Annotated in this window: 18 protein-coding genes; 16 read left to right on the plus strand and 2 right to left on the minus strand. The window is 42.4% G+C overall.

Features of this window, described 5'->3' with window-relative positions:
- Positions 1 to 23: 23 nt before the first annotated feature.
- Together MUO14_RS21340 and MUO14_RS21345 are read left to right on the plus strand one after the other, a co-directional pair.
- Positions 24 to 800 carry a fumarylacetoacetate hydrolase family protein gene (locus tag MUO14_RS21340; RefSeq protein WP_244752520.1) on the plus strand — a complete coding sequence of 259 codons (777 nt, stop codon included), beginning with the start codon at positions 24 to 26 and terminating at the stop codon, positions 798 to 800.
- Positions 801 to 1,023: 223 nt separating this feature from the next.
- Entirely contained in the window at positions 1,024 to 2,808 is a 1,785-nt protein-coding gene (locus MUO14_RS21345; protein WP_244752521.1) for an L-lactate permease, read from the plus strand.
- Positions 2,809 to 2,867: 59 nt separating this feature from the next.
- On the opposite strand, the gene MUO14_RS21350 is transcribed toward MUO14_RS21345, so the two are convergent.
- The gene (locus MUO14_RS21350; RefSeq protein ID WP_244752522.1) at positions 2,868 to 3,542 is read right to left on the minus strand and encodes a DUF421 domain-containing protein; all 675 of its coding nucleotides are present in this window, start codon (positions 3,540 to 3,542) and stop codon (positions 2,868 to 2,870) included.
- A gap of 192 nt (positions 3,543 to 3,734) precedes the next feature.
- Between MUO14_RS21350 and MUO14_RS21355 the strand changes: the two genes are divergently transcribed.
- Genes MUO14_RS21355 through MUO14_RS21370 form a run of 4 tightly spaced genes read left to right on the plus strand, consistent with a single transcriptional unit; the run spans position 3,735 to position 7,766 of the window.
- Complete coding sequence (locus tag MUO14_RS21355) at positions 3,735 to 5,285, plus strand: spore germination protein (protein ID WP_244752523.1); 1,551 nt, start codon at positions 3,735 to 3,737, stop codon at positions 5,283 to 5,285.
- Positions 5,282 to 6,388, plus strand: a complete 1,107-nt coding sequence (locus MUO14_RS21360) for a GerAB/ArcD/ProY family transporter (RefSeq protein WP_244752524.1) — start codon at positions 5,282 to 5,284, stop codon at positions 6,386 to 6,388. Before MUO14_RS21355 ends, MUO14_RS21360 begins: the two co-directional genes overlap by 4 nt.
- Positions 6,381 to 7,571 (plus strand): Ger(x)C family spore germination protein, encoded by a 1,191-nt coding sequence (locus MUO14_RS21365; RefSeq protein ID WP_244752525.1) that lies wholly within the window; start codon positions 6,381 to 6,383, stop codon positions 7,569 to 7,571. The genes MUO14_RS21360 and MUO14_RS21365 overlap by 8 nt, the downstream gene beginning before the upstream one ends.
- 21 nt (positions 7,572 to 7,592) lie before the next feature.
- Positions 7,593 to 7,766: a hypothetical protein gene (locus MUO14_RS21370; protein WP_244752526.1), complete on the plus strand. Its 174-nt coding sequence runs from the start codon at positions 7,593 to 7,595 to the stop codon at positions 7,764 to 7,766.
- A 177-nt stretch (positions 7,767 to 7,943) separates the two neighbouring features.
- Here MUO14_RS21370 and MUO14_RS21375 read toward each other — a convergent pair whose 3' ends face one another.
- Positions 7,944 to 8,246, minus strand: coding sequence for a hypothetical protein (locus MUO14_RS21375; RefSeq protein ID WP_244752527.1), 303 nt, complete (start codon positions 8,244 to 8,246; stop codon positions 7,944 to 7,946).
- Positions 8,247 to 8,451: 205 nt separating this feature from the next.
- On the opposite strand from MUO14_RS21375, the gene MUO14_RS21380 reads away from it, so the two are divergent.
- From MUO14_RS21380 to ilvA, 10 genes are all read left to right on the plus strand, one after another.
- The gene (locus MUO14_RS21380; protein WP_396265743.1) at positions 8,452 to 8,742 is read left to right on the plus strand and encodes a holin; all 291 of its coding nucleotides are present in this window, start codon (positions 8,452 to 8,454) and stop codon (positions 8,740 to 8,742) included.
- Positions 8,743 to 9,204: 462 nt separating this feature from the next.
- Entirely contained in the window at positions 9,205 to 10,110 is a 906-nt protein-coding gene (ilvE, locus tag MUO14_RS21385) for a branched-chain-amino-acid transaminase (RefSeq protein WP_244752528.1), read from the plus strand.
- Between the two features lie 365 nt (positions 10,111 to 10,475).
- Positions 10,476 to 12,191: a biosynthetic-type acetolactate synthase large subunit gene (ilvB, locus tag MUO14_RS21390; protein ID WP_244752529.1), complete on the plus strand. Its 1,716-nt coding sequence runs from the start codon at positions 10,476 to 10,478 to the stop codon at positions 12,189 to 12,191.
- Positions 12,188 to 12,709, plus strand: coding sequence for an acetolactate synthase small subunit (gene ilvN, locus MUO14_RS21395; RefSeq protein ID WP_244752530.1), 522 nt, complete (start codon positions 12,188 to 12,190; stop codon positions 12,707 to 12,709). Before ilvB ends, ilvN begins: the two co-directional genes overlap by 4 nt.
- Before the next feature lie 21 nt (positions 12,710 to 12,730).
- Entirely contained in the window at positions 12,731 to 13,762 is a 1,032-nt protein-coding gene (gene ilvC, locus MUO14_RS21400) for a ketol-acid reductoisomerase (protein ID WP_244752531.1), read from the plus strand.
- Positions 13,749 to 15,290: a 2-isopropylmalate synthase gene (locus tag MUO14_RS21405; protein WP_244752532.1), complete on the plus strand. Its 1,542-nt coding sequence runs from the start codon at positions 13,749 to 13,751 to the stop codon at positions 15,288 to 15,290. The genes ilvC and MUO14_RS21405 overlap by 14 nt, the downstream gene beginning before the upstream one ends.
- Positions 15,291 to 15,307: 17 nt before the next feature.
- A complete protein-coding gene (gene leuB, locus MUO14_RS21410; RefSeq protein ID WP_244752533.1) occupies positions 15,308 to 16,414 on the plus strand; it encodes a 3-isopropylmalate dehydrogenase in 1,107 nt (368 codons plus the stop codon).
- Positions 16,415 to 16,435: 21 nt separating this feature from the next.
- Positions 16,436 to 17,854, plus strand: coding sequence for a 3-isopropylmalate dehydratase large subunit (leuC, locus tag MUO14_RS21415; protein WP_244752534.1), 1,419 nt, complete (start codon positions 16,436 to 16,438; stop codon positions 17,852 to 17,854).
- 3 nt (positions 17,855 to 17,857) lie between these two features.
- Complete coding sequence (gene leuD, locus MUO14_RS21420; RefSeq protein ID WP_244752535.1) at positions 17,858 to 18,445, plus strand: 3-isopropylmalate dehydratase small subunit; 588 nt, start codon at positions 17,858 to 17,860, stop codon at positions 18,443 to 18,445.
- A 3-nt stretch (positions 18,446 to 18,448) separates the two neighbouring features.
- Positions 18,449 to 19,456, plus strand: a complete 1,008-nt coding sequence (gene ilvA, locus MUO14_RS21425; protein ID WP_244755716.1) for a threonine ammonia-lyase — start codon at positions 18,449 to 18,451, stop codon at positions 19,454 to 19,456.
- Positions 19,457 to 20,132 lie beyond the last annotated feature (676 nt).

Below are 20,132 nucleotides of genomic sequence, written 5' to 3' on the forward strand. Positions count from 1 at the left end.
AATAAAATGTGAGGGGTGAAAGGATGAAATTTGCAAGATTTAATTATAATCATTCAGAACATTATGGGGTTGTCACTGAAGAGGGGATAAAGGCTGTCAAAGGAGATATTTTTGCTGGGTGGGAATTTACAGAGGATACCTTTTCATTGGATGAGGTTGAACTCTTAGCACCGGTCCTCCCAAGTAAAGTCATTGGAATAGGAGCCAACTACGTGGGGCGTAGGGAGGATCTTCCTGAATCCGTACCAGACCTTCCCGTATTCTTTCTCAAGCCTGATTCCTCTGTCATAGGTCCGGAAAAGGAAGTGATCATACCACACTCCATCGATGAAATAAAGTTTGAATCTGAGTTAGCGGTTGTTATTGGTAAGGAGGCAAGTAACCTTTCTAAAGACGAGGTCCTTGATCATGTTTTCGGATACACGATAGGAAATGATATCACTGCCCCGCAATTTTTTCATGATGATGGCCATTGGACAGTAGGGAAGTCCTTTGATACGTTTACGCCGCTTGGTCCAGTAATCGAAACAGAGCTTGATCCCCTAAAAATCAATGTGAAAGCTGACATCAATGGAGTAGAAAAACAAAACAGTTCTACAGAGCATATGATTGTGCCATTGAAGGAAATGGTTGCTTATCTGTCTACTGTAATGACTTTAAACCCAGGAGATGTCATTTTAACGGGCAGTCCACTAGGGGCACATCTTATCAAAGCTGGTGATGTAATGGAATGTAAGATTGATGAAATCGGTACTTTAAAGAATACGCCAGTCAGAGCGCAATCTCTAATAAATTCTTAATCAAATATAGTCTTATTAAGTCTCTTGTTTATCTGCATGAATTACTATAAATAAATACTGTTATAAAAAAGCATAGCGCCACCTTACACGCTATGCCTTTTTACAATATGTTGCCGGTCAGACTGTTTTCAAAGAATCTAATACATATAAAGCACTTACTCACACAATGAAAATAGCTCCGGCAGTGTATTGGAGATAGAATCCATTAGGAGGGAAATATTAAATGAGTACAGGTGTATTAGCTTTATTATCCATATTACCGATAGTAGCTGTAGGGATCTTTCTCGTAGGCCTTAAATGGCCAGCTAGTAAGGCCATGCCAATTTCCTACATTGTCGCCGTTTTATTAGCCCTGTTTGTATGGCAAGTGCCAGGTGCAGTTGTAGCTGCAGCCTCTATAAATGGACTAGTCGTAGCAGCCACACTCCTATTTATTATTTTCGGTGCCATTCTATTATTAAATACTTTGCAAGAGAGTGGTGGGATTAAGACAATTCGTAAAGGCTTTACAGATATTTCTCCTGATAGACGAATTCAAGTAATTATTATTGCATGGCTTTTTGGATCCTTTATAGAAGGGTCAGCTGGTTTCGGTACACCTGCTGCTGTAGCTGTTCCTTTGCTTGTCGGCTTAGGGTTTCCGGCAATGGCTGCTGTAGTCGCGGGGATGGTTATTCAAAGTACACCTGTTTCATTTGGAGCGGTAGGAACTCCGATACTTGTTGGTGTTCAGTCAGGTTTGGCAGCAGATGCAGGCATTACGGACAATTTTCTAACATTGGTGACGATGATTGGTGGCAGGGTAGCTATTGTTCACGCCATTGTTGGAACACTGGTACCCCTATTTGTTGTCGCCTTAATGACAAGATTTTTTGGTAAAAACAAATCATTCAGTGAAGGCATAGAAGTATGGAAGTTTGCCCTATTTGCGGCCTTCTCCATGACCATTCCTTACGTTATTGTCGCCAATCTATTAGGACCAGAATTTCCATCTATGATCGGTGGATTAGTAGGGTTGGTCATTGTGGTGTCAGCCGCTAGAAAAGGCTTTTTAATGCCGCCAAAAGGGGAACATTGGGACTTTGAAGAAAAGTCAGAGTGGGACCCCGAATGGACAGGGAGTGTAGAAATAAAGGATATCTCTCATAAAAGTGGGAATATGCCGATGGTTCGAGCATGGACCCCATACATCTTAGTTGGAGTGTTTTTAGTTTTAACTAGATTGGAAGCGCTGCCATTTCTTGAATTGGTTAAAGCATGGACGGTTTCTCTCCCTAATATTTTTGGAACAGATATTTCAGCTAGTTTTCAGCCGCTTTATTCACCTGGATCTGTTTTTATTCTCGTTTCACTCCTAACGTTCTTTATTCATCAAATGGATGTTACCCCGTATAAACGTGCTTGGTCGCATTCTGCTAAAACAATGATTGCTGCTTCAACAGCGTTAGTATTCACCGTTCCGATGGTTCAAGTTTTTCTTAATTCAGAGGGGGGAGCTGCCGGCTTTGAAGGGATGCCTATTGAATTGGCAAACGGAGTTGCAGCGTTAACAGCGGACTTCTGGCCGCTGTTTTCCCCATTAGTCGGCGGAGTAGGAGCATTTATAGCTGGAAGTAATACAATTAGTAACATGATGTTCTCCCTGTTCCAGTATGATGTGGGTGCACAAATTGGTGTGGATGCCTCCTGGATTGTTGCTTTACAAGCGGTCGGAGGGGCAGCGGGAAACATGATTTGTGTTCATAATGTCGTTGCTGCATCTGCTGTAGTAGGTTTAGTTGGAAAAGAAGGGGATGTCATCAGAAAAACCCTTATCCCATTTGTTTATTATGTAACGATGGCAGGGGCACTCGGTTATTCTATTGTATGGACAGCTGAGAAAGGGTTGTTTAATGTTGGTACGGTCATTGTATCGGCAATAGGTATCCTTGCGATCTATATCATTGCTACAAATCGCAAGCGAAATAACTTAATACCTGTTGAGAAACCATTCAAGTCTGCAAAGTGACATATTGAAAAAGGCATTGTAGAAGGGCGCTGATTATATCAGCGCCCTTGTTAGTTATCTTAATAAGTTTGTATAAAAAGGCCATCATCTTCCAGCCACTCAGCTAAAAAAACTGCTTTGTAATCAGAAAAACCTTTGGATAGGAGCTGTGATTTTAACCAGGCTTCATCGAAACCTAAGTCTTTCAGTTCATCCAATAACACTTCACCGTCTCGTATAAGAGTGAAAGGAACATAGACGGGTTTGAGGGGAAGGTTGAAATCTTCCTGAGTCGTTTTTTGGTACTTTGTCTTTTTCAGGATGCTGATCGATCCGTTCGCTTCTAAATAACAAAAAGCAACTTCTCGAATCGAAAAGGTTTCACTTTGTCTAAGCAAGCTTTGCAGCTGATTGATATTCATTCGATTCTTTCTTAATTCCTCTCGATCAACAATTCCATTTTTAATAAGTGCAGATGGTTTCCCTTCAAAAATACCTCGAAACAGGAGAAATTTTTGACCAAGATATTCAACTGCAAACAGTAAAACGGTCCATAACATCATAGAATATGTGATATAAAAGACACCGATTTTGTGATCGTATAACGCGTTTCCTAGTAATTCTCCTAATACGATAGAGGCAATAAAAGTGAAGGGGGTAATTTGATTAATGATTTTCTTTCCAACAAATTTAATGATGATAAAAAGCAGGAAGAAACCAACGATAAGTTCAAAGGTTAGATAGATGACTTTCATTTATATACTCCAATCTAATATACGATAACATCCTATTCCTTCCCCAATACTGTTCCATATAATACAAATCCCTTACATAACGTTAACTTTCTCCTAAAGTGTCAGAAGCTTCACGAGATCAGCACTAGCAGGAGAATGGTATAAAACTCATGTAGTTGGTCAACAATTCTATTATGTGAGGGAGGGTTGTCTATGTTTTTTCGATCACCTAAAAGAAAAAAGCAAAATAATCAGGGCCAAGAAAATTTTACCACTGGATTATATAACAGCCTTGAACTAAACATCGAGAATATTAAGAAAATCTTGGATCAACCAGATGATCTTGTTACAAGGAAATTTGCCATCGGCGAAAACGGCCATACATGCGCTATTGTTTATATAGATGGGTTAACAGATACAAAGGTAATTAATGATGAAATTATGAAAAATCTTCAAATTGAACTAGAGGAAGTTGATAAATCGTCGGTGCAGTCAGATGCGGCTTTACTTGATAAGTTATCTCGACAATTTATTTCAATCAGCAACGTAAAAAAGGTCAAAACATTGGATGATTTATCTCTAGCTATTCTTTCTGGGGACACCGCTCTCTTCGTAGATGGAATAGACCAATTATTACTTATAGATACGAAGAATTGGAAAAGCAGAAACATTGAAGAGCCAGTAAGCGAGGGAACAATTCGTGGACCTAGGGACGGCTTTACAGAAAACATTCGTACCAATACGATGCTACTCCGTCGGCGAATTCGTGACGCAAACTTACGATTTAAATCGTATCAAATTGGACGACGATCAAGGAAAAGTTTAATAGTCTCTTACATTGATGGTGTTGTTCATCCGAATTTGTTAAAAGAGGTCAACAGAAGACTTGAGACAATTGATGTAGATGATGCCCCAGAGTCTGGCTACATCGAACAATGGATTGAGGATAACTTCTTATCGCCTTTTCCTCAGATGCAAAATACAGAGCGGCCAGATAAAGTAGCTGCAGCACTGACAGAAGGGAAAATTGCAATCATATTAGATGGAACTCCCTTTGTCTTGATTGCTCCTGCCACTTTTGGGTCTATGATGCATTCACCCGAAGATTATTATGAACGCTGGATGATTGGAAGTCTTTTGCGTGTCTTGAGGTATTTTGCAGCCTTTCTTGCCGTTTTCTTACCTGCTTTATATATCGCACTCGTTTCCTACCACCCGGGGTTAATCCCATCTAAATTGGCATTTTCGATTGCAGCGACACGAGAGGGGCTTCCTTTTCCTGCAGTGATCGAGGCTTTATTGATGGAAATTACCATGGAGCTCTTACGGGAGGCTGGTATCCGCTTGCCTAAACCGATTGGACAAACCATTGGGATTGTAGGTGGACTCGTAATTGGAGAGGCAGCTGTATCCGCTGGGATCGTAAGCCCAGTTATGGTAATTATTGTGGCCGTTACAGCAATCGCTTCCTTCTCTTTACCTAGCTATAGTTTTGCGATTTCGATTCGGATGTTGCGTTTCGGCTTTATGATTGCGGCGGCTTTCTTTGGTCTCTATGGGATTATTCTTGCGTACATCATGGTCAATATTCATATTGTCAACTTAAAAAGTTTCGGGATTCCTTATTCTACTCCCTTTGCTCCAGCATTTAAGGGGGATTGGAAAGACCTGGTCTTACGCGTTCCGATTACTATGATGAACAGAAGGCCTAAGTTCCTGCAGACAGAGGACGAAAAACGCATCGACAAGGAGGACAAATCATGAATTCATTTGAATACGCAGATGAGGAGATTGGCGGTAATGAAGTTGGATTTGTTATCCCCTCTGTTGTGATTGGTGCTGGAGTTCTTTCACTTCCTCGTGTCTTATCAGGAGTCACAGATAATGCAGATGGCTGGGTCACAATCCTCTTAGGGGGAGGGCTTGCGGTCTTTTTCACTTGGTTAGTCGCTACACTGGCTGCCCGCTTCCCAAAGCAAACTTTTTTTGACTATAGTTCCTTACTAATTTCAAAACCGCTTGCTTTTATCACCACAGCATCTATGGCCTTCTATTTTCTGTTATTTGCTGCTTATGAAATACGATTCGTCGCTACTCTATCCCAAGAATATTTATTCGCATCGACACCTAAAGAAGTATTATCGTTTGTTTTTCTTCTTGTAGTCACGTATGCAGTTGCAGGATCCAGAGCGGCGTTGTTCCGTTTACATCAGTTGTTTTTACCGATCATGATTGGCATTTTAATTATTGTGCTGTTAATGACGATTCCACTGATTGATGTAAACCATCTTATGCCTATCTTCAAAACAAATTGGACGGGATACGTGAACGGAACAAAATCTACTCTCTTGTCTTTTATGGGGTGGGGAGTTCTGTTATTCTACACTAGTTTAATGAATCAGCCTAAAAAGGCACCGAAAGCCGGAATGATCGGTATGCTTGTTCCAGTCATCTTATATATAATTCTTTATATAGCAGCCATTGGGGTGCTTTCAAATGACGTAGCCGCTAACCTCACATACCCTACAAACGAATTAGCAAAGGTGGTTGAGGTTCCGGGGGGCTTTTTTGAACGGCTGGAAATAGTCTTCTTTACTATATGGGTGATGTCCCTCTTTACAACATCAATCGTTTTTTTTGATGTCTCCGTTATGGCTTTAAACTCTCTTTTTAAGAACGTGAAAAAAATCACCTTCATTCTTATATTAGCGCCTGTAATTTACTTGGTTAGTATGATACCACAAGGTCGATTACACGTCGTTCAGTTAAGTGAGATTATTGGTTATTTGGGCATCATCATATCCATATTTATTCCAACCATATTACTAATCGTGGCAAAAATCAGGAGGGTTAAAGGGGATGGGTAAGAAAAGCATTTATTTATTTTTATCTTGTTTATCGCTCGTATTGCTGACAGGATGCTGGGATCAGGTACAAATTGAGCGCCGAGGTTTTGTCATTGGAACGGCTATTGATCTTTCGGAATCTGGGGATCTATCTACTCAAACAAAAAGAGATAGTTCTTTTGCTCTGACTTATCAATTCGTGGCACCTGGGGAGATAGGAGTGAAGTCCCAAGGGCAAGGAGGGCAGCAAAAACCTTTCTTTAATGTTACGGCCCATGGAAGCAATATTTTTGATATAACTAGAGGAATGGCAACCAAAACGAGTCGAACACCATATCTTGGACATCTTCAATTGATCGTAATATCAAGTGAAGTTGCCAAAAAGCCCCATGCCTTTGCTAATATTCTTGACGTTTTCCTGCGTGATCACGAAATGCGGAGAACTGTTAAAGTGCTGGTCGCGTCTGATAAAGCTAAAAATGTCCTTGATTTCAAATCAACAACCGAAAAGTTACCCGCCGTGCACATTGATTCAGTTACAGAGAATGCACACAAAAATGTGGCTATCGCTCCGCCATTACAAATTGGAGACGTGCATGAGTATTTGCTAGTAGAAAGAAGCATAGCCATTCCAGTCATATCTATGTCTAAACAAAACAAACCTAAGATAGAAAGAGCAGCTGTATATCATGGATCTTCCCACAAAATGGTGGATGTTCTTAGTGAGGAAGAGACCAGGGGGTTAAATTTAATAAAAGGACAGGTAGAGGGCGGGGCGATAACCGTCAATGTTCAGGATTCCTCTGTTGTTTACGAAATTAGACGTGCAAAAGCGAAGATTAAAGCAAAAGTAAAAGGAAAAGACGATATTCAATTTACCATCACCATTGAAACAGAAGGAAAGATAGCGGAGTCATTTGCAAATATCGACTATACGGATCCAACTAATATTTCTATGGTTGAAAAAAAAGTAGAAGAAGAACTCAATCGTTTGGCAAATGTCTCCATAGAAAAGATGCATAAGGATTTACAAGTTGACGCCTTTGATTTTGGACGTTATATAAAAAGAAGTGATTATGATTTATGGCAGTCCATAAAGGGTGACTGGGATGCAGGAGAGAATTATTTTGCCAAAAGCACCATCACTGTTCAAACAGATGCTGTTATAAGAAGTGAAGGCTCTGTCATTGAGACAGAAAGGTGATAAAAATAAGGGGGTTATTAAATGTGGGATAATATTATGGGACGTTTTCCAATCAATATGATCTTGTTTTGCACCATACTCTCTTTTGTGATTCCTATAATAATAGTTAAGGCAAATCAAATATTACATCACTACGGGGATCCCCCATGGAAGAAAAATAAAGGAACCGTAAAAGATAAATCCAACGAAAGTTAATCCAAGTTGAACGAATTGTACTGTACTGATTATGTGATCTGCCCTATTAAGAGAGGGGTATTTTTCTGCTATGGTTCCAGGACTTTTACCTCTCATACGAATGTAAAGTTTATGGGGAGATAACAGAAGAGGGTCTATGTAAGAGGGCTTTTACCCTCTTGTAAATCGGAATGCATTTTACGTGTTTGGCGAATTAGGGGCGTCCTCGTAAGGCTGTTCAGTATCCTTGCCTTTTTCATCATGCGTTGGGTGAGCACCAGGAACTTGTCTTGGCATATCCTGGTGAAGATTACGGTTCTCATAGGTGAAGTTGGTATAGAACTGCTGACCGTCTTCCCAGGGTGTTTCTTTATTTTCAACAGGTTCCGTCTCTCCTCCTGGGGATCCATAAGGCCCTTCCACAAACTCTTCAACTGTCAAGAAGTTCCTTTGTGTTTCTACATTTGAGAAATCAGTATATTGCCTTTGTTTACGCGCCATTACAACACCTCAAATCATTCGATTTACTGTTTAGTGTTGCCATGATAGAGGATATTATTATGGTTACAATGTACCGTGAAAAATAGGGCAAATCGATGTACATACGGCAAACTCTCAGAATAGGATATGGATGATAGGTAGAAGGCAGTGCAAATGTCTGCTTAAGCTTATCGTTATTAATAAAGTTCATGAGAGGAAGCTAATTGTGGAAAGTGAAATGATGCAGCAGGTTCTTCTATTTGCTACCGTCATTAGTCCATTTGTGTTTGGAGTTGTAGAGGTAGTAAAAAAAGCGTTTCGATTACCTAAAAATTATATTCCGCTAATCAGCATGGGGATTGGATTATTAGCAGGTGTTGCCGCGTTCCCATTCACGGATATGGGAACTATGCTCAGAATTTGGGCAGGAGTTGGTGCAGGGTTGTCAGGAACAGGTTTGTTCGAAATCGTAAACAAGCGTCTGGGATATTCAAAATCAGATAAAAATGAGGAATAGATGGTCACTCGCAATGGGCGGGTGATTTTTTTCGAAATTAGAAAAAATCACTCGATGATTTGGATAGATTCCAAGTCAAAATAAGTGATAGCCGAATCCAGTAGAAAAATCTTTCCTAGTCTGCATTCTAGAGATAAATAAGAAAAAAACTAAAGAAATAAATATGTCGGAATCCTTTTCATGGCTTGAATGTAAACGCTTCACTTTAAAATTGAATAATCAAATAAGTCAGAAAACTTTTTAAAAACCTGTTGACCTTCTTCGAAAATGGGGTTAAAGTAGTCCTCAATCAACTTCATCGCTTTCTCCAATACCCTAATGATTGCGTCTAGTTGATTCATGTAGAAGACTGACCTTTGGACCCTGAAAATGTAGGAAGTTTACCTTACACAGGGTCCCCCAAATTATTTTAAATCTTTATCAATTTTAAACATGACTATGTTAAAGAAAGGAGTGCTTAGAATGAGCAGCCAGTGGATTTATTTAAGTGGCGAATATGTCGACAAAAGTGAAGCCGTTGTTTCCGTTTACGATCATGGTTTCCTCTATGGAGATGGGGTGTTCGAAGGTATTCGTGTTTACGACGGCAACATTTTTAAACTGGAAGAACATTTAAATCGTCTCTATGATTCAGCAAAGTCGATCATGCTTCACATTCCATATGAAAAGGAGGAGCTTGAGCAGATTATTGCTGAAACAGTCCGCAAAAACCAACTTGAGACGGCTTACATTCGTGTCGTTGTTTCAAGAGGCGCAGGCAATCTTGGCTTAGATCCGACCAGTTGCATTGAGCCGCGTGTGGTTGTCATTGCTGAAGCACTTGCTTTATTTCCTAAAGAATTATATGAACGAGGAGTTAGGCTGGCATCTGCTTCAAGTAGAAGAAACAGACCCGATATACTTCCTCCTCAAGTGAAATCATTAAATTATTTAAATAATATTTTAGTAAAAATGGAAGCCAATCAAGCAGGTGTGGATGAAGCCCTGATGCTAAATGATCAAGGATATGTGACTGAGGGATCAGCAGATAACATTTTTATCGTAAAAAACGGAACAATCTATACGCCTCCTGTTTATCTCGGTGCTCTAGAAGGAATTACTCGCAATGCAATTATCGACCTTGCTGAGGAAAAAGGATACGAAATGAAACAGGAACCGTTCACGAGACATGATGTGTATGTGGCAGATGAAGTCTTTTTAACAGGAACAGCAGCTGAAGTAATTGCCGTAGTCGAAGTTGATCAAAGGCAGGTTGGCGATGGAAAACCCGGCGTTATTACGAGCCATTTACTTTCAGAGTTTAGAAAAATTACAACAACGGATGGAGTGCAAGTTTACCCATCTAAAGACAAAGTGCAAGTAAGTTAGAATTTGTTGAATAACAATTGAATCATACAAACTCTAAGACAGGAAAAAAGAAATAAGAAAATGCCTTTACAGAGAGCCGGGGTTGCTGGAAGCCCGGAATGGCTACTTATTTCGACATCATCCTTGAGTGTCCCAACTGAACGATTCCTTTTCAAGTAGGTGGGATCAGGTGTTCCAAAGCACCTGTTATCAAAATGCGAGCCTGAATTTTATGGCTCCCTGAGGCGTACTTATGTACGTAAATGAGGGTGGTACCGTGGAACAATGAAGACCTTTTCGCCCCTCTTTCTTTCTACCAGCATGTGTAGAAGATAGGAGGGATGAAGAGGTCTTTTTATATGTCAATTTAGGAGGGATTAAAATTTATGAAGGCTGAAGCAACTCAAAAAATGAAGACAGCACCACGCACGGGAGCTGATTTGTTAGTGGATTCATTGATCGACCAAGGTGTTGACACGTTATTTGGATATCCTGGAGGAGCGGTACTGCCGATTTATGACGCGATTTACCGAGCAGGAGAATCGTTTGATCATATATTGCCGCGGCATGAGCAAGGTGCAATTCATGCGGCTGAAGGGTACGCGAGAGTATCCGGGAGACCAGGCGTCGTGATCGGTACTTCAGGGCCCGGGGCTACGAACTTAATTACAGGTATTGCGGATGCAATGATGGACTCCTTGCCTGTAGTCATTTTCACAGGGCAAGTAGCCAAAGGAGTCATCGGAACAGATGCTTTTCAGGAGTCAGATGTGATGGGGATCACGACACCCATTACGAAGCATAATTACCAGGTTCAGCGAATTGAAGATTTGCCAAGAGTCGTAAAGGAAGCCTTTCATATTGCAACAACGGGGCGCCCAGGGCCGGTGGTTGTAGATATTCCAAAAGATATTTCATCAACCGTACACGAATCAGAAGTGGATTCAAGCTTTCATTTACCGGGCTACCAACCGACTGTGAATCCTAATCCACTTCAAATTAGAAAATTGCATGAGGCACTATTACAAGCGAAAAAGCCGGTGGTATTAGCTGGAGCGGGTGTGATCCATGCAAAAGGATCACAGGAGCTTAAACAGTTTGTTCAGAATTATGAGCTGCCTGTTGCGACAACATTACTTGGATTAGGAAGCTTCCCTGGGAGTGACCGTCTTTCAATAGGTATGGCGGGAATGCATGGAACTTATACAGCAAATATGGCGCTGTATGAAAGTGATCTCCTAATTAATATCGGGGCACGGTTTGACGACAGACTGACCGGAAATTTACAACATTTTGCCCCGAAAGCGAAAGTAGCCCATGTAGATATTGACCCGGCAGAAATCGGTAAGAATGTTTTAACAGATATTCCGATCGTTTCCGATGCAAAGGCGGCGTTAGAAGCACTAAATCAATTTGCTTCAGATCAGCTTGATCACCGTGAATGGCTTGAAACCACTCAAAAGAATAAAGGGGAATTTCCTTTATGGCATGTTGATTATGAAACGGATATTTCACCACAGTGGTTAATGAAGAAAGTTCATGAATATACAAATGGTGATTCAATCGTGACAACTGATGTGGGCCAGCACCAAATGTGGGCCGCTCAGTATTATAGCTTTCACCAGCCTAATCGTTGGGTAACTTCAGGAGGCCTTGGCACGATGGGCTTTGGTTTCCCATCTGCGATTGGCGCACAAATAGCCGATCCCGAGGCAAAGGTAATAGCTATTGTCGGTGATGGTGGGTTTCAGATGACGATGCAGGAACTTTCACTCCTTCAGGAAAGGAAATTGCCAGTAAAAGTTGTCATCGTCAATAACCAAGCTCTAGGTATGGTAAGGCAATGGCAGGAAAGTTTTTATGATAAACGATATTCCCATTCCTTAATCGAAACCCAGCCGGATTTTGTGAAGCTTGCTGAAAGTTATCAAATTCCAGGCTATCGAATTGACTCGCCGAAACAATTGGAGGAGGTCCTCCCAAGCGTTTTAAATGATCCGCATCCAGCGGTGATTGACTGTCGAGTGATGCAAGAAGAAAATGTTTATCCAATGATTGCACCAGGAAAAGGGCTGCATGAAATGATCGGGGTGAAACGATGAAACGTATTGTCACAGCAATCGTTCACAATCGAAGCGGTGTATTAAATCGAGTGACAGGTTTGCTTGCGAAGCGGCAATTTAATATCGAAAGCATTTCTGTTGGCCGCACCGAAACAGAAGGCGTATCAAAAATGACCTTCGTCGTAGATGTTGAAGATGAACGAAAACTTGAGCAATTGACGAAACAGCTTAACAAACAGGTTGATGTATTAAAAGTCTCGGATATTTCGGAAAAAGCAATCGTGGCTCGGGAATTAGCGATGGTGAAAGTAATCAGCAACCCGCAAATTCGCAGTGAAATTCAAAGCATTATTGAGCCATTTCGAGCTACAGTCATTGATGTAAGCAGAGAAAGCATGACGATTCAAGTTACTGGAAACTCAGATAAAGTCGATGCATTGATTGACCTGCTCCGGCCTTACGGCATTAAGGAGCTGGCAAGAACAGGATTAACCGCCTTTACAAGAGGCCATCAAAAACAAGTAGCAGAGATTAAATCTTACTCTTTACTAAAATAAAAATTGGAAGGATGATTAAAAATGGCAGAAGTTTACTATCACAATGATATCAAAGATGAGGTACTAAAAAACAAAAAGGTTGCGGTTGTAGGTTATGGCTCTCAAGGTCATGCTCATGCACGGAACTTGAAGGATAGCGGCTATGATGTTGTTGTTGGCTTGAGAAAAGGGAAGTCTTGGGATCAAGCCGTGGAAGATGGAGTTGATGTTAAAAATGTTGCCGATGCCGTTGCTGAAGCAGATGTTGTCATGGTCTTGCTTCCAGATGAGCATCAGCCGAAAGTGTATGAAGAACAAATCAAACCGAATCTTAAGGCAGGAGCTGCACTCGCTTTTGCTCATGGATTTAATGTTCATTTCAGTCAAGTGGTAGCACCAGACAATGTTGATGTATTTCTTGTAGCACCAAAAGGCCCGGGACATCTTGTACGACGCACATTTGTGGAAGGTGCCGGCGTACCATCCCTGTTCGGTGTCGAGCAAGATGTAACAGGCTCAGCCCGCGAAGTAGCTCTTGCCTATGCGAAAGGGATTGGCAGCGGCCGCGCTGGTGTTCTTGAAACAACATTCCAGGAAGAAACCGAAACAGATTTGTTCGGTGAGCAAGCTGTCCTATGTGGAGGTCTTACAAGTCTCGTTAAATCTGGATTCGAAACCCTTACAGAAGCGGGTTACCAGCCAGAAGTTGCTTACTTTGAATGCATGCACGAGCTGAAGCTGATTGTAGACCTTATGTATGAAGGCGGACTTGAAGGCATGCGTTATTCCATCTCTGACACAGCGCAATGGGGTGATTTCGTATCAGGGCCACGCGTCGTAAACGAAGACACGAAGGCTCGTATGAAAGATGTACTTTCAGATATCCAAACAGGAAAGTTTGCTAAAGGATGGATCCTTGAAAATCAGGCGAATCGCCCAGAGTTTAATGCGATCAATGCAAGTGAAAACAAACATCAGATCGAGAAGGTAGGGAAAGAGTTACGAGAGTTAATGCCATTTGTTAAGAAATCTCAATCTAAAGAAAAGGAAGTGGTCACACATGGCTCACGTTAACGTATTCGATACAACGCTAAGAGATGGAGAACAATCTGCTGGCGTCAATTTGAATCGTTTAGAAAAGATTGAGATTGCCAAACAATTGGAACGCTTAGGTGTGGATATTATGGAAGCGGGATTTCCCGCTTCCTCCCAAGAAGACTTTGAAGCGGTTAAAGAAATTGCTAATACAGTCCGTAACTGTTCTGTAACCGCCCTGGCCCGAACTTTTAAAAGCGATATCGATACAGCATGGGAAGCGTTAAAAGGTGGTGCAGAGCCGAGATTGCACATTTTCCTTGCTACTTCACCGATTCACATGACCCACAAACTAAAAAAGACACCAGATGAAGTGGTGACAACTGCGGTAGAAATGGTTGCTTATGCTAAAGAAAAATTTCCGTATGTCCAATGGTCAGCTGAAGATGCCACTCGGTCTGATTATGATTTTCTTGCCCATATTATTGAAAAGGTAATTGATGCAGGTGCTGATGTAATCAACCTTCCGGATACAGTGGGCTATGCAACACCGGAGGAATACGCTGAACTTTTTAAATATGTGAAACAGAATGTGAGGAATATTGATCAAGTTACGCTTTCAGCCCATTGTCATGATGATTTAGGAATGGCGGTTAGTAATTCGCTAGCTGCAATTGAAGCAGGGGTTGGCCAAATCGAAGGAACCATCAACGGAATTGGTGAACGGGCCGGCAATGCTTCCCTTGAGGAAATTGCGGTGGCTCTTGAGATCCGAAAAGATAAATACACCTATCAAACAGGAATGGTCTTAAATGAAATTAAAAGAACGAGTGACCTCGTCAGCAAATTGACTGGGATGCAAGTGCCAGGTAATAAAGCAGTTGTTGGTCGAAATGCATTTGCCCATGAGTCTGGCATTCATCAGGATGGGGTTTTAAAGGAAGCGACTACGTACGAAATCATTACACCGAAAATGGTTGGTATCGATTCCAACAATCTCGTACTAGGGAAGCACTCTGGACGTCATGCCTTTATGCAAAAAGCAGAATCATTCGGTTTTCAATTGTCTGAAGCGAAACTGAAAGAAGCCTTTCACACTTTCAAAGATTTGACGGGCAAGAAGAAAGAAGTGACAGATGCTGATTTGTTTGCCATTCTTACCGATAAACAAACCGAAAATGAAGATGTTGCGAAATACGAATTAAAAGCATTCCAAGTTCAATATGGAAGTATCAACCGTCCAACTGCCACGATTTTGCTTACACGCCCTGATGGAAATGAAGTGGAGAAAGCGAGTACCGGCGAAGGAAGTGTCGAAGCGATATATAACACGCTTGATGAGCTGTTAGATGAAGAAGTACACTTGCAAGATTATCAGCTAAGCTCGATTGGTAAAGGGAGAGATGCTCTCGCTGAGGTTTATGTACAACTGACTGTCAACGATCAAATGGCTTCAGGACGCGGATCGGCTCAAGATGTGTTGGAAGCTTCAGCACATGCATTCTTAAATGCAGTGAACCGAACATTGTATAGTGATCAAGTTGAACGAATTAAAGAAGTTCAATAAATAGGAGGGGGATTTGTATGAAGAAGCATATCGTACTATTGCCTGGGGACGGAATTGGCCCTGAAGTAACGAAAGCGGCTAAAGGTGTTCTTGAAACAATTGCAGAACAGTTTGGTCATAGCTTCACATTTGAAACGCATGAAATTGGCGGGGCAGCCATTGACAACCAGGGCACCCCTCTTCCGGAAGATACGGTTGCGGCTTGTAAGAAAGCGGATGGGATCTTACTCGGAGCTGTCGGTGGTCCAAAGTGGGATCAACTTCCTAGCCATATGCGTCCTGAGAAAGGGCTGCTAGGAATTCGTAAACAGCTCGGACTGTTCGCAAATCTTAGACCTGTAAAAGGCTTTAAATCTCTACTACATGCGTCTCCTTTGAAGGAGGAGGTTGTGGCTGGAAGTGATTTGCTAATTGTCAGGGAGTTGACTGGCGGGCTTTATTTCGGTGAACCTCGTGAGCGACGAAACAACGGGGCTGAAGTGGTGGATACACTTGCCTATACACGAGCTGAAATGGAGCGAATCATCGACAAGGCCTTTCAAAGTGCTCAAGTGCGACGTAACCATCTGACTTCGGTTGATAAAGCCAATGTGCTTGAATCAAGCCGTATGTGGAGAGAAGTAGTTGAAGAAAAGAAACAGGATTACCCTGATGTCCATGTGGAGCACATGCTTGTTGATGCCGCAGCAATGAAGCTTGTCACGAATCCGGCCTATTTTGATGTCATTGTGACAGAGAATATGTTTGGTGATATTTTGAGCGATGAGGCTTCTGTTCTGACTGGTTCGCTTGGGATGCTGCCTTCAGCAAGTATCCGCCAAGATGGACTTGGTTTATATGAGCCGGTTCATGGATCGGCTCCGGATATTGCAGGTCAGAATAAAGCGAACCCACTTGCCGCCATTTTATCAGCGGCCATGATGCTTCGCCATTCTTTCCAAATGAATGGCGAAGCGGAACTGATTGAGGCCGCCGTTAACAAAGTATTAGAAGAGAAGTATCATACAGCGGATCTTAATCTAACAGACGGGGTGCAAGTCAGTGGAAGTGTGCTTGCGAAAAAAGTATCTGAACAAATGAGTTCACATGATACGACCGAAAACATCATGTGGTGCTACGCATAACTGAGGGAAGGAGAGACGCATATGGGGCAACCGAAGACGATCGTTGAAAAGATTTGGGAGCAGCACGTGGTGCATCAGGAACAGGAGAAGCCGGACTTAATCTATATTGATTTGCATTTGATTCATGAAGTGACTTCTCCCCAAGCGTTTGAAGGCTTGCGAATGAGTGAACGTAAGGTCCGCAGGCCAGATCGAACGTATGCAACGATGGATCATAACGTTCCTACGGTTCATCGTAACGTTATTAAAGATGCTGTTGCACAAAAGCAAATGGAAACATTGAAGGAAAACTGTGAGGAGTTCGGTATTCGTCTTGCGGATATTAATCATCCTGACCAGGGGATTGTTCACGTGATTGGACCTGAGCTTGGATTAACCCAGCCTGGGAAAACGATTGTGTGCGGTGACAGCCATACATCGACACACGGTGCTTTTGGGGCACTTGCTTTTGGAATCGGCACGAGTGAAGTGGAACATGTTTTAGCCACCCAATCCCTTTGGCAAGCCTCTCCTAAAACATTGGAGGTGAAGGTGGACGGCGTTCTGGGAACTGGTGTGACAGCAAAAGATCTCATTCTAGCGATTATTGCTAAATTTGGTGTTCGCTTTGGTACGGGATATGTTATTGAGTATACAGGTGAGGCAATCGAGAACTTGTCAATGGAAGAACGTATGACGATTTGTAACATGTCCATTGAAGCTGGAGCCAGGGCAGGATTGATCAGCCCTGATGATACGACTGTGGATTATTTAAAAGGAAAACGTTATGTGCCAGACGGGGAGGAGTTTGAAGCTGTTGCTGCTGAATGGAAATCGTTGGCCTCTGACCCAGGTGCAACGTATGATGCATCCGTTGAGATTAATGCAGCTGAGGTAGAACCCCAAGTCACTTGGGGAACGAACCCTTCTCAAGGTCTTCCTGTTGGGGCCTCTACTCCAGATCCAACTGTACTTGATGATGCTCAAGAACGTGATAGCATAGAGCGGGCTCTCGATTATATGGGGCTCGAAGCTAACCAGGCTATTCAGTCAATTCCAATTGAGCATGTATTCATCGGCTCCTGTACCAATTCAAGACTGAGTGATCTAAGAAAAGCTGCCCACATTGTTAAGGGTGGCAAAGTGAATGAAAATGTCAGGGCAATGGTTGTACCCGGATCGAAAACAGTGAAGGATCAAGCCGAAGCGGAAGGGCTTGATACCATCTTCCTAACTGCTGGATTTGAGTGGCGCGATGCAGGTTGCAGCATGTGCCTGGCAATGAATGATGATATTGTACCACCGGGTGAGCGCTGTGCATCAACTTCAAACCGTAATTTCGAAGGCCGGCAAGGAAATGGGGCACGCACACATCTTGTTAGCCCTGAAATGGCAGCCGCCGCCGCTCTTGAAGGCTACTTTGTCGATGTAAGAAAATATGCTGCAGCAGTAGGAGGGTAATGTATGGAACCATTTCAGCAACACGAGGGATTAATCTATCCCCTCGATCGGTCCAATGTGGATACAGACCAAATTATTCCGAAGCAATTTTTGAAAAGAATTGAACGGCAGGGGTTTGGACAGTTCCTTTTCTACAACTGGCGCTTTAATGATGATGGAACATTGCGCGAAGATTTTTCGATGAATGATCCGATGTATAAAGAAGCGACCGTCTTGGTTGGCGGTGAAAATTTCGGTTGTGGTTCTTCAAGAGAACACGCGCCATGGGCGATACAGGATTACGGATTTAGAGTCGTGATCGCAACGAGTTTTGCTGATATTTTTTACAACAACTGCTTTAAAAACGGAATTCTGCCTATCGTATTGCCTAAGGAACAAGTAAATGAGCTTTTAGATCAGGCAAAAGAGGAAAAGCTTAGAGTACATGTTGATTTAGAGAATCAGCAAGTAAAAAGTGACAATGGTTTACAAGCAGCTTTCGATATTCAACCCTATCACAAAAATATGCTGCTAAACGGCTGGGATGAAATATCTGTAACGCTGAACTATGCTGAAGCCATTGAACGATACGAAACACAGCAAGCTAAATAATTCATCTTAAGGAGTGAAGACGTTGGGAATTTCTTAACCCTACCTAAAGTTTTTGAAGCTAAAGAACATTTATACGATGTGGTTCATCAAACACCGTTTAAAACCTCTGAAACATTTAATCAATCGACAGCCAGTCAGGTGTTCATGAAGATGGAGAACCAACAAAAGACAGGGGCTTTTAAAGTTAGAGGTGCGTCCTTTAAAGTTGCCCAATTGACAGAGCAAGAAGCACGGTGTGGGGTCATTGCTGCATCAGCTGGAAATCATGCGCAGGGTGTAGCCCTAGCTGCTGCTAAACGTGGAATCCAAGCAAAAATATTTATGCCAGAAGCTACGCCCAAAGCAAAAGTGCAGGCAACGGAGGCCTATGGAGCCGAGACAGTTCTTACTGGTGAATCTTTTCAAGAAGCGTATGCGGCAGCAATGGAAGAACAGAAACTTTGCGGGGCCACCTTTATCCACCCCTTTGATGATGTCGATGTTATGGCAGGGCAGGCAACGGTCGCTGTCGAAATGCTTCAAGAACAGCCTGACCTTGATACGCTTGTAGTACCGATTGGCGGTGGCGGCTTAATTGCCGGGATTGCCTATGCAGCCAAACAATTAAAGCCTACGATTAAAGTTGTAGGTGTGCAATCTGCTCAAGCACCGGCAACGTACAATGCGTTTTATAAGCGTGGTCCAAGGAAACTTACTTCCGTATCCACGATTGCGGATGGGATCGCTGTGAAGCAGCATGGAAAATTAACCTTCCATTATATTAAGAAATATGTTGATGAAATCGTAACTGTAGAGGAACAGCAAATTGCGAGTGCCATCGTTCAACTGCTAGAAAGGGAAAAAACATTAGTTGAAGGAGCAGGAGCAACGGGTCTTGCAGCCATTTTAACGAATAAATTAGCTTTAGCTGGGAAGAAATGCGGTGTTGTCATTAGCGGGGGAAATATGGACGTCTCTCGGCTACCACACGTACAACAACTGGCTTTGGCAAAAAGAATGGTAATGGTTTAGGTAACAAAGCGCCACTTGGAGCATTTAGCTTTGAGTGGCGTTCTTTTTAATGCTTCTATAGTTGAAGCAATTTCATAATTGCTCTTTTTAAAACGCCAAAGACTGGCAGAATATATGGTTCTTTTTTCGAAAAGGTTCAAAATGGATTCTTATCCAGCAGATTTTAGTTTCCGTTTTATAAAGAAGTTTGATCACTTTCTATCCATGTTGCTTCACATCGCCCCCTTATCCTGAAGACTCAGCTCCGAGACACTTAGATCCGTTACAGTATGAGGGCTCGGGGGGGGGGACGACTCACTTTCCTGATGTCCCAGGACGTGCCGAACTTAGTTGAACTTCCTCTATTAGGTTTTAGCCGAACATTCTCTAAACAGCAAGCCTCCTCAGGCGAAGCCTTCCGGGATCTCGCCGTTTCCTCAGACCCCACCTGTTTAGTGATGAACGGAGCCATTCGCATTCTGAATGAGTCTCCTATGTTTCATCCATCATGATGTGGCATAATAACCGCGTCACAAAGAGATTTTCAGCTCTCTGATAAGAAGTCTTCTGTCGTTTTGGGTGACTTGTGAACCTGGAGTGTTTCCGTTCTTTCCACAAACACAAGGAGGCTCAGCGCATGCCTACGGAAAGCAAGTGATTTCCCGGACCTCCTTCTCCATCCAAGGAAACGGAAACA

It is taken from the genome of Halobacillus shinanisalinarum, from assembly GCF_022919835.1.
Taxonomy (GTDB): Bacteria; Bacillota; Bacilli; order Bacillales; family Halobacillaceae; genus Halobacillus_A; species Halobacillus_A shinanisalinarum.